Annotated in this window: 15 protein-coding genes; 5 read left to right on the top strand and 10 right to left on the bottom strand. The window is 72.7% G+C overall.

The window, feature by feature from the left end:
• Nucleotides 1–82 precede the first annotated feature (82 nt).
• A complete protein-coding gene (locus LO763_RS12470) occupies nt 83–409 on the top strand; it encodes a WhiB family transcriptional regulator (protein WP_230602507.1) in 327 nt (108 codons plus the stop codon).
• A gap of 584 nt (nt 410–993) precedes the next feature.
• On the opposite strand, the gene LO763_RS12465 is transcribed toward LO763_RS12470, so the two are convergent.
• The 3 genes from LO763_RS12465 to LO763_RS12455 are packed head-to-tail and all read right to left on the bottom strand — an operon-like array spanning nt 994 to nt 3,678.
• Nucleotides 994–2,127: an ArsA family ATPase gene (locus LO763_RS12465; protein WP_230602505.1), complete on the bottom strand. Its 1,134-nt coding sequence runs from the start codon at nt 2,125–2,127 to the stop codon at nt 994–996.
• The gene (locus LO763_RS12460) at nt 2,117–3,106 is read right to left on the bottom strand and encodes an ArsA-related P-loop ATPase (protein WP_230602503.1); all 990 of its coding nucleotides are present in this window, start codon (nt 3,104–3,106) and stop codon (nt 2,117–2,119) included. The genes LO763_RS12465 and LO763_RS12460 overlap by 11 nt, the downstream gene beginning before the upstream one ends.
• A 14-nt stretch (nt 3,107–3,120) precedes the next feature.
• On the bottom strand, nt 3,121–3,678 hold the full coding sequence (locus LO763_RS12455; protein ID WP_230602501.1) for a hypothetical protein: 558 nt from the start codon (nt 3,676–3,678) through the stop codon (nt 3,121–3,123).
• A 127-nt stretch (nt 3,679–3,805) separates the two neighbouring features.
• On the opposite strand from LO763_RS12455, the gene sp36 reads away from it, so the two are divergent.
• Together sp36 and LO763_RS12445 are read left to right on the top strand one after the other, a co-directional pair.
• Nucleotides 3,806–3,964: a Sp36 family protein gene (sp36, locus tag LO763_RS12450; protein ID WP_166659633.1), complete on the top strand. Its 159-nt coding sequence runs from the start codon at nt 3,806–3,808 to the stop codon at nt 3,962–3,964.
• Between the two features lie 2 nt (nt 3,965–3,966).
• A complete protein-coding gene (locus tag LO763_RS12445; RefSeq protein ID WP_230602499.1) occupies nt 3,967–4,449 on the top strand; it encodes a RidA family protein in 483 nt (160 codons plus the stop codon).
• 57 nt (nt 4,450–4,506) lie between these two features.
• On the opposite strand, the gene LO763_RS12440 is transcribed toward LO763_RS12445, so the two are convergent.
• The 4 genes from LO763_RS12440 to LO763_RS12425 all read right to left on the bottom strand — a co-directional run bounded on the left by LO763_RS12440 (nt 4,507) and on the right by LO763_RS12425 (nt 7,576).
• The gene (locus LO763_RS12440; protein ID WP_230602497.1) at nt 4,507–5,601 is read right to left on the bottom strand and encodes a fumarylacetoacetate hydrolase family protein; all 1,095 of its coding nucleotides are present in this window, start codon (nt 5,599–5,601) and stop codon (nt 4,507–4,509) included.
• A 56-nt stretch (nt 5,602–5,657) separates the two neighbouring features.
• Entirely contained in the window at nt 5,658–6,509 is an 852-nt protein-coding gene (locus LO763_RS12435; protein WP_230602495.1) for a tetratricopeptide repeat protein, read from the bottom strand.
• 21 nt (nt 6,510–6,530) lie between these two features.
• Nucleotides 6,531–7,001 (bottom strand): 2-C-methyl-D-erythritol 2,4-cyclodiphosphate synthase, encoded by a 471-nt coding sequence (ispF, locus tag LO763_RS12430; protein ID WP_369431977.1) that lies wholly within the window; start codon nt 6,999–7,001, stop codon nt 6,531–6,533.
• Nucleotides 7,002–7,078: 77 nt separating this feature from the next.
• Nucleotides 7,079–7,576, bottom strand: coding sequence for a CarD family transcriptional regulator (locus LO763_RS12425; RefSeq protein ID WP_091037357.1), 498 nt, complete (start codon nt 7,574–7,576; stop codon nt 7,079–7,081).
• 416 nt (nt 7,577–7,992) lie between these two features.
• Between LO763_RS12425 and LO763_RS12420 the strand changes: the two genes are divergently transcribed.
• The gene (locus tag LO763_RS12420; RefSeq protein WP_230602491.1) at nt 7,993–8,757 is read left to right on the top strand and encodes a copper chaperone PCu(A)C; all 765 of its coding nucleotides are present in this window, start codon (nt 7,993–7,995) and stop codon (nt 8,755–8,757) included.
• A 196-nt stretch (nt 8,758–8,953) separates the two neighbouring features.
• On the opposite strand, the gene LO763_RS12415 is transcribed toward LO763_RS12420, so the two are convergent.
• Entirely contained in the window at nt 8,954–9,631 is a 678-nt protein-coding gene (locus LO763_RS12415) for an exonuclease domain-containing protein (RefSeq protein ID WP_230602489.1), read from the bottom strand.
• A 193-nt stretch (nt 9,632–9,824) separates the two neighbouring features.
• Between LO763_RS12415 and recD2 the strand changes: the two genes are divergently transcribed.
• Nucleotides 9,825–12,053 carry an SF1B family DNA helicase RecD2 gene (gene recD2 / locus LO763_RS12410; protein WP_230602487.1) on the top strand — a complete coding sequence of 743 codons (2,229 nt, stop codon included), beginning with the start codon at nt 9,825–9,827 and terminating at the stop codon, nt 12,051–12,053.
• Between the two features lie 29 nt (nt 12,054–12,082).
• On the opposite strand, the gene LO763_RS28940 is transcribed toward recD2, so the two are convergent.
• A complete protein-coding gene (locus LO763_RS28940) occupies nt 12,083–12,757 on the bottom strand; it encodes a ribosomal protein L7/L12 (protein ID WP_255672278.1) in 675 nt (224 codons plus the stop codon).
• Between the two features lie 4 nt (nt 12,758–12,761).
• Nucleotides 12,762–13,253, bottom strand: coding sequence for a YajQ family cyclic di-GMP-binding protein (locus LO763_RS12395; RefSeq protein ID WP_230602485.1), 492 nt, complete (start codon nt 13,251–13,253; stop codon nt 12,762–12,764).
• Nucleotides 13,254–13,446 lie beyond the last annotated feature (193 nt).

Here is a 13,446-nt window from a genome sequence, read left to right as displayed (position 1 = left end):
ACGACGTTGTGTGATCGAGAGATCACTCGACTGTAGTCGTCGGGGGGTATGAAGGGAAAGATCTCACGGGGAGGTCATGCGGATGGGACTGCTGATCGACTGGACGACCAAGGCGCTATGTCAGGAAAGCGATCCTGACGCCCTGTTCGTGCAAGGAGCAGAGCAGAACAACGCGAAGAAGGTGTGCCGCGGCTGTCCGGTTCGGCTCGAATGCCTCGCGGACGCGCTCGACAATCGCATCGAGTTCGGCGTGTGGGGCGGCATGACGGAACGGGAACGCAGGGCGCTGCTGCGCAGGCACGCCGACGTCCGGTCCTGGAGGGCGGTCTTCGAGGTCGCACTGGAGGAGGAGCAGCGCAGTGCCCGCAAGGGCGGTCGGCGCCGCATACCGGTGGACATCAACTTCTGACCGGCGAGCCGCCGCATCGGCGGCGAAGCCAGACAACCGCGCCCGAGACGGCAACGCCGTCCGGGCGCGTCGTCGTCCCCCTGTGGATAACTCTTCCCCATGCGACCAGGCAACATGATCAACCCTCGTCAAGTTATCCACAGGCCGGAAACTTTCTGTCGACAACCCTTGCCCCGCATGTGATGGTTGATGGAAAAAAGAGGTCGGTTCCGCCGGTGGTGCAGGTGGAAGTGCGGGTCGGCCTACCGGTGCCTGTGGGACCGGCGGCAGCAGAGGGTATCCCGGGAGCCGCCCCCGAAGACCGCGCGCGGGTGCATCCGCGCGCGGCTCCTGCAGGCGCCACATGCCTCGCGAGGCAGATCGCGGGCGCACCGGCTGGGTGCCGGTGCGCCCGCACCACACACACCAACCGGCCGAGCGAACCCGGCCGCCCGCACCGGCGAACGCCGATCGAACGACCCCACCGAAACCGCCGAGCAGCACCGACCCGGCCAGCCCAGCGCCTGCTCGGGCCCACTCGGTCGGCCGAGCCGGTCAAACTGGGCCGGACCAGCCGCCGCCTGCTGAACCGAACCGACCCCGGCTCAGACGACGGGGCTCGACCCGCCGGCGGCCGCGGCGCCGAACGCGCGCAGGTCATCGAGGTCCACGACCTCCACGCCCAGCGCCGGGAGCCACCGCTGCGGCACCGCCGGGCAGGCCGCCGCGTACCGCGCCGCCACCCGCTCCTCCGCGGCCCGGCGGCGCGCGAGATCCGCGTGCGTCCGCAGCACCGCCGCCACCGGGTCGTCGGCGTCCGCCTCCTCCAGGGCCGCCGCCGCCCCCAGCGCCCGCTCGGCGGACAGGTCGGCCGCGACCGGCGTGAGCCGGTTGAGGATCATCCCGTCCAGCGGCATCCGCTCCTCGGTGAGCCGCCGCGTGAAGTACACCGCCTCGCCCACCGCCGCCGGCTCGGGGGCCGCGATCACCAGGAACGACGTCTGGTCACCCTGCAGGGCCCGGAACGTCGCCTCCGCCCGTTTGCGGAAGCCCCCGAACGTGTCCTCCAGGCTCGCCGTGAACTCCGCCACATCCGTGAGCAGGTGCCCGCCGAGGACCTTGTTGAACACCCGGGTGAACACCGCCGCGCTCGCGCCCATGAGCGAGAGCATCGAGCGCCGCGACCCCGGGGTCGCGGCCGACAGCAGCCGGATCACCCGCCCGTCCAGCAGCCGCGCCAACCGCGCCGGGGCGTCCAGGAAGTCCAGGGCCGACCGCGACGGCGGGGTGTCCAGCACGATCAGGTCCCACCGGCCGGTCGCCCGCAACTGCCCGAGCTTCTCCATCGCCATGTACTCCTGCGTGCCCGAGAACGTCGAGGACACCGCCTGGTAGAACGGGTTCGCGAAGATCTCCGCCGCCCGCTCCGGAGTCGTGTGCGAGGCCACGACCTCGTCGAACGTGCGCTTCATGTCGAGCATCATCGCGTCGAGCGAGCCGCCCCGCACCCCCGCGACCGGGCGCGGCGTGTTGTCCAGCGCCTCCATGCCCAGCGACTGCGCCAGGCGCCGGGCCGGGTCGATCGTCAGCACCACCGCGCGCCGCCCGTGCGCCTCCGCCGCCCGCAGCGCCAGCGCCGCCGCCGTCGTGGTCTTCCCGACCCCGCCCGAACCGCAGCAGGCGATCACATGCTTGCCGCCGTCGCCCAGGAGCGCGTCCAGATCCAGTTCAGGCCGCATCCGGGGCCCCCTTCCCCGTGCGCCGTCCACCGGCGACCCCGGGCCGCAGCACCCGCGCGAGCTGGTACAGCCCCGACAGGTCCACCCCCTCGGGCAGCAGCGGCAGCTCCGCGACCGGGCGGCCCAGCCGCTCCAGCCGCTCCCGGTAGGCGCCCACCGACTCGATCTCGGCCCGCGCCGACGCGTACTCCTCCATCAGCCCTGCCACGAGCGCCCCGTCCGCGTGCAGCCCGGCCCGCTCGAGCCCGGCCCCGACCTCCTCGGCCGCGACCTCCACGGCCTTCGCCCCCGCGACCTTGTTCAGCACCACGTGCCCCACGGGCAGGTCGGCCGCCATGAGCTCTCTGTACGCGTCCGCGGTCTCCTGCACCGGCATCGCCGCCGGCGTCGTCACGAGGTGCACGGCCGTCAGCGACGAGTGCAGCATCCGCGCCACCGAACGCGAGTGGTTCCCGATCGGGCCGGTCTTCGCCAGGCGCCCGCTCTCCACGGTCACGTTCAGGAACTTCACCACCCGCCCGGTCGGTGGCGCGTCCAGCACCACCGCGTCGTAGGCCATCCGCCCCGACTCGGTGCGCGACACCGCCTCCTTGAGCTTCCCGGTCAGCAGGATGTCCCGCAGGCCGGGCGCGATGGTCGTCGCGAAGTCGATCGCGCCGGTCTTCTGGAGGACCTTCCCGGCCGAACCCAGGCGGTAGAACATCGCCAGGTAGTCCAGGAGCGCCTCGTCGGCGCCCACCGACTGCCCGAAGACCTCTCCGCCGTCGAGCCCGGCGGCCAGGTGCCGCTCCTCGTAACCCAGCGAGGCCGCGTCGAACAGCGGCGCGATCCCTTGGCGCCCTTCGACCTCGACCAAGAGGACCCGCCTGCCCGGGCCGGCCAGCGCCAGCGCCAGCGCGGCGGCGACCGAGGTCTTCCCCGTGCCGCCCTTCCCGGTGACGATGTGCAGTCGCGACGCGTTGCGGGCGGTGGCGCTCATTCATCGGAGTGTAGTCATTCGGCGGCGATGCCGCATATGAGCCACTGCGGGTCGCCCTTCTCGGCCACGAGCGAGAACACCCACGTGGTCGGCGCCGAGGCCGCGTCGCCGCCGTCCATCCGGATCTCGGCGGTGACGGTGGCCGCGCCCACCGAGCGGCCGGTCTCGGTGACCTCGCCCCACGCGAGCGAACCGGGCCCGCTGGTGAACGACATGCTCGCGACCGCCGCGCCCAGGTCCCGGTCGGCCTTGTCGGCGCACAGCCACGCGGCGGCCGCCGACGCGTCCCGCTGCCCCAGCAGGGCCTCCAGGAACGCGTCCACGGTGTGCTCGGGCGTGTCCGTGATCTCGCCGACGTCGGTGTGCAGGCGCATCGCGCCCAGTACGAGCGCGACGCAGAACAGGACCGCGGCGGCGGCGGTGAGGAGGGCCCATCCCCGGCCCGGTCGCGGGGTGCGGCGGAGGCGGCGGCCGTGCGGCGGCGCCGCCGGGCCGGTCGCCTCCCGCCGCGCTTCGGGCGGTGCGCCGTCCGGGGTCTCGGGCGGCGCGGCGGCGGTGTCTGGTGACGACACTGGTACTCCCTGGTTCGCCGGTGCGGCCTGCGGCTCGGCACCGTGGTTCGACAACACTGTGGGGAGGCGACGCACTCTGAGCGTAGCGGTGCGCCGTGGGCGAATCAAGACGCCGTACTGTGGGCCCATGGAGAAATGGGAGTACTTCACGGCGCCGCTGCTGATCCACAACACCAAGATGATCCTCGATACGTTCGGTGAGGACGGCTGGGAACTGGTGACCGTCCTGCCCGGTCAGAGCTCGGAGCAGCTCGTGGCCTACTTCAAGCGCAAGAAGGAGCAGTAGCGGTGGTCGATGTGGACAAGGCGCTGGCGCGCCTGGGCCTGCGCCTCCCGGCGGTGGTCCCGCCGGTGGCCGCCTACCAGCCCGCCGTCCGCTCGGGCGACCACGTGTACACCTCGGGCCAGCTGCCGATGGTCGACGGCGCGCTGGCCGCGACCGGGAAGGTCGGCGCCGAGATCGACCCGGAGCAGGGCTACGAGCTCGCCCGGATCTGCGCGTTGAACGCGCTGGCGGCCGTCGCCTCGATCGCCCCGCTCGACCAGGTGGTCAAGATCGTGAAGGTCGTCGGCTTCGTGGCCTCGGCGCCCGGGTTCACCGGCCAGCCGAAGGTGGTCAACGGCGCCTCCGAGCTGCTCGGGGAGGTCTTCGGCGGGGCCGGGACGCACGCCCGCAGCGCGGTGGGCGTCGCCGAGCTCCCGCTGGGCGCCCCGGTCGAGGTGGAGCTGATCGCGCAGCTCGCCCCGAACGCGAAGACCGTCCTGGTCTGACGTCCCGCTCCGGCTGGTCCCGCGTCGCGCGGGACCAGCCGTTCTGTCTCCGGCCGATCAGGTGATCGACGGGAGGACGCGGGTCTCGACCTCGCCGAGGGCGATGGTGGTGCCGCGCGGGCCCGGGGCGGTCGCGGTGACCTTCACGGCGTCGCCGTTCTCGAGCCGCCACTGGCCGGTGACGGCCTCCCCGGAGCCGTACAGCAGGCCCGGGCGCAGGAGCGCCCCGCCGGCGGTGAGCTGCGCGAGCTGCTGCGCGGGGGTCCAGTAGGCCTCCGAGAAGTCGGCGCCGGCCACGGACACCCCGTTGACCTCGATGCTGAGCCGCAGGTCGTAGCCGTACCGGTCGGACTCCTTCAGGTACGAGGCCATGTCGGGGCCCGGCGCGGGCGCGGCGGTGCGGGCCGCGTTCAGCGCCTCGATCGGCGTGACCCACGCGCTCATGGAGGTCGCGAAGGACTTCGACGCGAACGGGCCGAGCCCGTCGGTCTCGACCTCGGCGAAGTCGCGGGCGGTCCAGTCGTTGAGCAGGACCGCGCCGAACACGTAGTCCTCGAAGGCGTCGGGGGAGACCGGCTGCCCGAGCGCGGACTCGCCGCCGATGAGGAACCCGACCTCGGCCTCGATGTCGAGGGCGCGGGTGGGGCCGAACACCGGCTGCCCGTCCTCGCCGCGGCGGTGCCCGGCGGGGCGCACGACGTCCATCCCGGAGGGGATGAGGGTCGAGGCCCGGCCGTTGGAGGCGCGCGGGTAGAACCGCTCGGCGCCGGGGGCGCGCATGGTGAAGTCGACGTAGTCGGTGACCAGGAGCGGGGCGTGCATGATCGCGTCGCCGAGCGGCGTGAGCCAGTTGGACGCGGCGTCCTGGAGGCTCGGCTCGGTCAGGCACTCCTGGACCTGGGCGCGGACCTGCTTCCAGGCCTCCTTGCCGAGCGACAGCAGCCGGTTGAGCGCCGGGTCGCGCAGGGCGGTGCAGGCGGCGCAGGTCTGGCAGTCGCCCGACAGGACCGCCTTGTGCATGTCGAGGATCCGGTCGCCGATGCGCACGCCGATGCGCGGCAGGTTCTCCTCGGCGGTCGAGAAGACCCCGAACGGGAGATTGTGGATGTTGTAAGGGCTCTCGTCGGCCCCGGGAACCCAGCAGGTTGTCACTGGTTCGTCCTCCAGACGGTCGTGGTGAAGGACTAACGAGCGCCGCGCGCCAAAGGTCACTCAGGGCGACGGTGACGGCGCAGAACTGTGAACCAGGCCACCCATGCGGCGGCGGCGATGAGGGCGAAGAAGACCCTGGTGCCGGTGGCGATCTCGGAGCCGAGCAGTGCGGGGATCGCGAAGAGGACCGCGATGCCGAGCAGGACCGAGCGGCCGAGCGCACCGGAGAAGAGCCCGGGCCCGTAGATCTTCTCGCGCCAGTGCGGGTCGTCCCGCTCGGCGTCGACCCAGCGCCGGCGCGCGCGCTGCGCCTCGGGCGGCAGCGGCGGCAGGTCCGCGCCGACGCCCTCGGGCGCGCCGTCGGCGGCCTCGCCGCCGGGGGAGAGGTCGGCGGCGGCCTGGCGGGAGCGTTTCGCCAGGTCGGACATGCCGAGGCTCTCGGCGATCGCGGCGAGCGTCATGTGGGTGCGCGGCTGATCGGGGGCGAGGTTCACGGCGTTCCACGCGGCGTCGAGCGCGGGCTGGCCCGCCCCGGCGCGGCGGGTGATGAGCGCGTAGTGGACGTGGTGGAGCCAGGAGCCGCGGTCGAGTTCGAGCATGCTGGCGGCGGCCTGGAGGGCCTCCTCCCGCCGCCCGGCGTCGGCGAGCGCGTAGCCGCGCATGATGAGCGCCCGCTGGTGCTCGGGCTGGTGCGCGAGCGCGGCCCCCGCGTAGACGAGGGCCTCGTCGGGGTCCTGCTCGGCCACCGCGCAGGCGGCGGCCATGGCGTTGGCGTCGGGGTCGAGGGGGTCGACGCGCAGGGCGGCGTCGACTTCTTCACGCGCGTCGGGCACCTGGCCGAGCTGGAACATGAGCTCGGCGCGCTGGAGGTGCTCGGCGACGGTGCGACGAGCGGGGTCTGCGTCCATGGATCTACTCCCGGATGGGAATCAGGGCTGGTACAGCAACGCTACCGCGGTCGCGGCCAGACCCTCGCCGCGTCCGGTGAAGCCCAGGCCGTCGGTGGTGGTCGCCGACAGCCGCACGGGTGCGCCGACGCACGCGGCCATGGCGGCCTCGGCCTCGGCCCGCCGCGGGCCGATCTTGGGGCGGTTCCCGATGACCTGCACGGACACGTTCCCCACCGCCCATCCCGCCTCGCGGACGCGGCGCGCGGTCTCGCCCAGGAGCGCGGCCCCGGAGGCGCCGGCCCATTCGGGGCGGCTGGTGCCGAAGTTGGAGCCCAGGTCGCCGAGGCCGGCGGCGGCGAGCAGGGCGTCGCAGGCCGCGTGGGCGGCCGCGTCCCCGTCGGAGTGCCCGGCCAGTCCCGCGACGCCCGGCCAGTCGAGGCAGGCGAGGCGGCACGGCCGGTCGTCGTCGAAGCGGTGCACGTCGCTGCCGTGGCCGACGACGAAGGGCACCGGGAACGTCGCGCCCGCTGAGGGGCGGGCGCCATCGTGGTCGAGATGCACGTCGCGGTTCGCTGGCGGTGGGCCGGTTACTTGACCGGGGCCTCCGACAGCAGGACCTTGTCGAGGATGTTGTCGGCCTCGGTCTTCACGCAGTCTTCGGCGAGGGCGATCTCGCCGGTGAGGATCTCGCGGGCCTTGGAGAGCATGCGCTTCTCGCCGGCCGAGAGGCCCCGTTCGCGGTCGCGCCGCCACAGGTCGCGCACGACCTCGGCGATCTTCAGCGGCGAGCCCGACGCGAGCTTCTCGACGTTGGCCTTGTACCGCCGCGACCAGTTGGTGGGCTCCTCCGTGTGGGGGGCGCGGAGCACCTCGAAGACCTCTTCGAGGCCTTCGGCGCCGACGACTTCCCGGACGCCGACGAGCTCGACGTTCTTGGCTGGAACCTTGACCGTGAGGTCACCCTGCTCGACGCGCAGCACGAGGTATTCCTGTTCGATACCACCGATGACGCGAGTCTCTACAGCTTCAACGAGTGCGGCCCCGTGGTGGGGGTAGACAACGGTCTCGCCGACACTAAAACCCATAGGATCGAAACCCCTTTCGCTGTGTCTAGCCTAACACGTCATCGGGGTTTTCCCCGACAGCGGATCGCCACGAATTCCCTGGTCAATTGGTATGTGACTGATTACTCTACGGCACCTTGGGCTTCCGGGCGGCGCCCGGAGGAGTCGAATGAGGCCTGGATCGCTCCGCTGTGTCGGGCGCCTCCCCGCGTCCCGGGAGGCCGCGGACGCGCGCGGTCCGGACGCGACCCCGCGGCCCGCCTACCGGCCCGGACCGCCCCGGCGTTCCCCTGTCCCCTTCGGCCCCAAGGCGGTCGCCGCATTCGGGGCGCGGGATGAGATCCAGGGCCCACCGCGCGCACGGCCAAGGGAAGCGATGAGTCCTCGTCGTCTACGCTGTCGTCAGCATTCCTGTCGGAACTCGGGGAGGACCAGCAGTGGTCAGGGGAATCAGCACGGCGATCACGGTTCGCCGCGCGGCCGCCATCGCGCTCGCGGCAGCCGCCGCGACCGCGCTGTCCGCCTGCGGCACCGGACAGGTGACGCAGACCGACACCAAGCAGAGCGCCATCGCGGGCGTCAACATCGACGCGGGCGACCTCGCGCTGCGCGACCTCCAGGTCGAGTTCGACTCGGCCGAGGGGTACGCCGCCGGCGGCGACGCCGCCCTGCGGGTGTGGATCGCCAACGAGGGCACCGAGGCGGTCAGCCTCGTCGGCGTCGACCTCGTCGACGAGGACGGCAACGCCGACGAGGGCCTGGGCACCGTCACCTTCGTGAGCGCCGCCGCGGCCGAGGAGACCCCCTCCGAGGAGGCCGCCACACCGTCCGGGGAGGCGACCACCGGCGACGCCGAGTCCTCCGAGGAGGCCGCGGACGGCACCGAGTCCTCCGAAGGCGCCGAGGAGACGAGCACCCCCGCCGGGGAGGCGACCTCCGAGGCCCCCGCCTTCGAAGGCCAGACGACCTTCGACATCCCGATCGCCCCCTCCGACCACAAGCGCCTCGACCAGGGCGTCGAAGGCAGCGACTACCTCCTGATCGAGGGCCTCGGCGAGGACCTGCTCCCCGGCGAGACCGTCTCGGTCGTCTTCACGTTCTCCGACGGCACGGCGATCCCGGCCGAGCTGCCCGTCGGCCAGAACCTCGAGGAAGAGGAGCGCTCCTACTACGAGCCCGAGGAGCCGGCCGAAGGCCACTAGCCCGGCCCAGCGACACGCGACGAGGACCCCGATCGAGTGAATCGGGGTCCTCGTTCGGTTTCCAGGCCGGTTTTCTGTCGGACCCGGCCGCCACGATCGCGGCGGGCCCCGCGATCCCCTCTGGGCGGGCGGGGGCCAGGGACGGCTTTCGGCCTTGAGCACTGGAGGGCCGCTTCGCGAGGCCCCGCGGCGGGGCTCAGCGGCACAGCGGCCAGCGGCGCTCCACGGTCTCCTCCCGGCCCTTGCGGCGGAAGTACGCCTCCAGGCTCGCCGCGTCCTCCGCGTGCCAGCGCACCTGCGACAGGTGCAGCTCCTGCGGCGTGACGTCCCCGACCTCGGGGTGCATGGACCCGATGGCCCGCGCCAGCGCCACGGTCGCCGCGGCGTCGCCCGCCGCCGAGTGCGCCTCCTGGTGCGCCACCCCGTAGTGCAGGGCCGTCGCGCCCAGGGTCCGCTTGCCCTTGCGGTAGCGGTCGACGCGCTTGTCGAGCACCGACGGGTCGACGACCGCCATCCGCTCCCAGTCGGGCTGCTCGATCCCGTGCCGCTCCAACTCGTACGACAGCATGGTGCAGTCGAACCCCGCCCGGAAGGCCACCACCGGCACCCCGGCGTTCACGGCCGCGCGCAGCAGCTCCGCGACCTCCGCCAGCGCCTCGGCCGGCGCCGCGCCCTCCTCCCGGACCCGCTCGTCGGTGATCCCGTGGACGCGCGTCGCCCCCGGCGGGATCGGCACCCCCGGGTCGATCAGCCACACCCGGGCGCCCTCGCCGGTCACCAAGGCCGCCTGGACGATCCGGTCCCGGTCCACGGCGATCCCGGTCGTCTCGGTGTCGAACCCCAGCAGGGGCCCCTCAAACCATCGCTCGCTCATGCCCCCACGGTACCGGCAGGGCCCGACAATCCACCGATATGCTCTCCCGCCGACATCGCACCGCCCCTTCGCGCCCTTTCGCCCCGCATGCGCCCCGCGCGGCATCGCGCCCGCGGACCCGCCCGCCCCGTATCGAACAGCGCCGGACAATGAGGACGAAACGAGTGACGCACCCCCCGTCTAGCATCGGACCATGGCCGAACCCCGAACCGGCGCCGACCAGGCCCCCGTCCACGCCGTCGAACTCGAGGCGGTGCTCGAACGCGTCACCTACGCCAACGAGGAGACCGGGTACACCATCGCCCGCGCCAGCCCCGCCAAGGGCTCCTCCGACCTGGTCACCATCGTCGGCCCGCTCCTGGGCGCGCAGGTCGGCGAGTCCCTGTCGCTCACCGGCCGCTGGACGAGCCACCCCAGGTACGGCCGCCAGTTCGAGGTCCGCTCCTACCGGACCGTCCTGCCCGCCACCGTCCAAGGCATCGAGCGCTACCTCGGCTCCGGCCTCATCAAGGGGATCGGCCCCAAGACCGCCGCGAAGATCGTCGCCCACCTCGGCACCGCCACCCTCGAGGTGATCGACGCCGACCCCGCCCGGCTCATCGAGGTCCCCGGGCTCGGCCCCAAGCGCACCAAGTCGATCGCGGCCGCCTGGGAGGAGCAGCGGGCCATCAAGGAGGTCATGGTCTTCCTCCAGTCCGTCGACGTCTCCACCTCCCTCGCCGTCCGCGTCTACAAGCAGTACGGGGACGCCTCCATCGGCGTGGTCAAGAACGAGCCGTACCGCCTCGCGAACGAGGTGTGGGGGATCGGGTTCAAGACCGCCGACGCCATCGCCCGCGCCGTCGGCATCCCGCACGACTCGCCCGAGCGCATCAAGGCCGCCCTCCAGTACACGCTCTCGCAGGCCTCCGACGGCGGCCACTGCTTCCTGCCCGCCCCCAACCTCGTCGCCGACACCGTCGCCCTCCTGGGCCTGGAGGCCGGGCCGGTCGCGCAGGCCCTCGACGAGCTGGCCGCCGCAGGCGAACGCGTCATCGCCGACGAGATCCCCGTCAACGACTCGCGCGTCCCCGCCCGCTACCTCGCGCCGTTCTTCCACGCCGAACGCGGCCTCGCCGCAGGCCTCCTGGGCCTCCTGCGCGGCGGCGAGGACCGGCTCGCGGCCTTCGCGGACGTCGACTGGGACAAGGCGTTCGCGTGGCTGCGGGGGCGCACCGGCACCGAACTCGCCCCCGAGCAGACCGCGGCGGTCCGCCTCGCGCTCACCGAGCACGTCGCCGTGCTCACCGGCGGACCCGGCTGCGGCAAGAGCTTCACCGTCGCCTCCATCGTCGCCCTCGCCAGGGCCAAGGGCGCCAAGGTCATGCTCGCCGCGCCCACCGGCCGCGCCGCGAAGCGCCTCGCCGAACTCACCGGCCACGAGGCCCGCACCCTCCACCGGATGCTCGAACTGCGCCCCGGCGGCGACGCCGCCTACGACCGCGACAACCCCCTCGACGTCGACCTGCTCGTCGTCGACGAGTCCTCCATGCTCGACACGATCCTCGCGAACAAGCTCGTCAAGGCCCTCCCGCCCGGCGCGCACCTGCTGCTCGTCGGCGACGTCGACCAGCTGCCGAGCGTCGGCGCCGGCGAGGTCCTGCGCGACCTCCTCGCCGCCGAGGCGGTCCCGCGCGTCCGCCTGACCCGGATCTTCCGCCAGGCCGCCGAGTCGGGCGTGGTCGCCAACGCCCACAACGTCAACCAGGGGCGCTTCCCCGACCTCGACGCCTACCCCGACTTCTTCTGGTTCGCGTGCGACGACAACGACCTCGTCGCCGACCGCGTGGTCGAGATCGTCGCCCGACGCATCCCCGCGAAGTTCGGGCTCCACCCCGTGCGCGACGTCCAGGTCCTCGCGCCCATGCACCGCGGCGGGCCCGGCGCCGGGAACCTCAACACGCGCCTCCAGGAGGCCCTGACCCCCGCCCACGACGGGCTCCCCGAACGCCGCCACGGCGGACGGGTCTTCCGCCTGGGCGACAAGGTCATCCAGATCCGCAACAACTACACGAAGGGCAAGGCGGGCGTCTTCAACGGCACCGTCGGGCTCATCAGCTCCATCGACGCGGTCGACCAGACCCTCACCGTCCGCACCGACGAGGACGAGGACGTCGACTACGAGTTCACCGAACTCGACGAGCTCGTCCACGCCTACGCCATCACCGTCCACCGCTCGCAGGGCAGCGAATACCCCGCGGTCGTGGTCCCCGTGACCACCAGCGCCTGGACGATGCTCCAGCGCAACCTGATCTACACCGCGATCACCCGCGCGAAACGGCTCGTGGTCCTCGTCGGCTCCAAGCAGGCCCTCGCGGCCGCAGTGCGCACCGCGGGCACCGGGAAGCGCCACACCGGGCTCACGCACCGGCTCGCGCCCTAACCCGGAGACGGGCCCGCCCGGATGCGGGCTCAGGCCTCGGCGACCCGCACGACCGCGCCGGCCTGCGCGAGCCTGCCGTGGACGGCGGTCGCGGTGTCGCGGTCGACCCCCGAGAGGACCGTCGACGGCGTGTGGTCGGCCAGCCGCTTCGCCTCCACCAGGCCCAGGCCGGTGACCGCCCGGATCTCCTTGATGACCTGGATGACCTTGGGGCCCGCGTGGTCCACGACCACCGTGTACGTGCCCCCCGGGTCGAGGTCGACACCCGCCGGCGCGGCGTCGGCGCCCGCGAGGGCGGCGTCCCCGGACGGGGCGACCTCGGTGAGCCGCACCGTCGCGCCGGCGTTCACGAGCACCCGGTAGGCGACGCTCGCCGCCGCGTGGTCGACCCCGGAGAGGACCGTCGACGGCGTGTGGTCGGCCAGCCGCTTCGCCTCCACCAGGCCCAGACTGGTGAGCGCCCGGATCTCCTTGATCACCTGGATCGGCTTGCGGCCGGCGTCGTCCACGACCACCGCCCACACGCCCGGCTGCGGGGGCACCACGGGCACCTCGCCCTTCGCGGTCGGGTACTGCACCCAGTGCTCGGTCCGCTCGTCCCGCTTGTAGGAGCGCTGCGTCACCACCACCATGACCGCGACCAGGCCGCCGCCCACCACGAACAGGGCGAGCGCGAGCACGTTGACCCATGTGACGTCCATCATCGGCTTACCGGTAGTTCGTGAACTGGAGGGCGACCTCCAGGTCCTTGCCCTTGAGCAGCGCGATGACCTCCTGGAGGTCGTCCCGCTTCTTCCCGGTGACGCGCAGCTTGTCGCCCTGGACCTGCGGCTTCACGCCCTTGGGGCCCTCGTCGCGGATGATCTTCCCGATCTTCTTCGCGTCCTCGGTCGAGATGCCCTGCTTGAAGGCCACGTCGATCTTCGACTCCTTGCCGGACTGGCGCGGCTCGCCCGCGTCCAGGGCCTTCAGGGAGATCCCGCGCTTGATCAGCTTCTCCTTGAGCACCTCGAGCGCGGCCTTCACGCGGTCCTCGGTCTCCGCGGAGATCACGGCCGCCTCGTCGCCGCTGCGCTCGACGCCCGCACCGGTGCCGCGGAAGTCGAACCGGGTCGACAGTTCCCGCTGGGCCTGGTTGATCGCGTTGTCGAGCTCGGCCAGGTCGATCTCGGAGACGATGTCGAACGAGGCGTCAGCCATGGCAGACCGGTCCTTCCATGTCGGTGTGCAGCGTTGCGGAGCACGGCGTCGGGCGGCGCGAGGGGCGCGATCGCCAAGCTTAGCCCGGTCCCGCCGCACCGCACGCGCCCCCACGGGCCCGGTGCAGTGAACGCGGTCTCATCGGGGGAGAACCCGCTTGCGCGCGCCCGCACCCGGGAGGCTATTCTTGCTC

The organism is Glycomyces amatae (genome assembly GCF_020991375.1).
Classification (GTDB): Bacteria; Actinomycetota; Actinomycetes; order Mycobacteriales; family Micromonosporaceae; genus Glycomyces; species Glycomyces amatae.
The sequence above is the reverse complement of the archived record's forward strand: the minus strand, read 5'-3'. Positions and strand labels throughout refer to the sequence as shown.

Coding starts and splice junctions, on each gene's coding strand:
- LO763_RS12470 (WP_230602507.1), top strand. CDS start 83: ATGGGACTGCTGATCGACTGGACGACCAAGGCGCTATGTCAGGAAAGC.
- LO763_RS12465 (WP_230602505.1), bottom strand. CDS start 2,127: ATGCGGCCTGAACTGGATCTGGACGCGCTCCTGGGCGACGGCGGCAAG.
- LO763_RS12460 (WP_230602503.1), bottom strand. CDS start 3,106: ATGAGCGCCACCGCCCGCAACGCGTCGCGACTGCACATCGTCACCGGG.
- sp36 (WP_166659633.1), top strand. CDS start 3,806: ATGGAGAAATGGGAGTACTTCACGGCGCCGCTGCTGATCCACAACACC.
- LO763_RS12435 (WP_230602495.1), bottom strand. CDS start 6,509: ATGGACGCAGACCCCGCTCGTCGCACCGTCGCCGAGCACCTCCAGCGC.
- LO763_RS12425 (WP_091037357.1), bottom strand. CDS start 7,576: ATGGGTTTTAGTGTCGGCGAGACCGTTGTCTACCCCCACCACGGGGCC.
- LO763_RS12415 (WP_230602489.1), bottom strand. CDS start 9,631: ATGAGCGAGCGATGGTTTGAGGGGCCCCTGCTGGGGTTCGACACCGAG.
- recD2 (WP_230602487.1), top strand. CDS start 9,825: ATGGCCGAACCCCGAACCGGCGCCGACCAGGCCCCCGTCCACGCCGTC.
- LO763_RS28940 (WP_255672278.1), bottom strand. CDS start 12,757: ATGATGGACGTCACATGGGTCAACGTGCTCGCGCTCGCCCTGTTCGTG.
- LO763_RS12395 (WP_230602485.1), bottom strand. CDS start 13,253: ATGGCTGACGCCTCGTTCGACATCGTCTCCGAGATCGACCTGGCCGAG.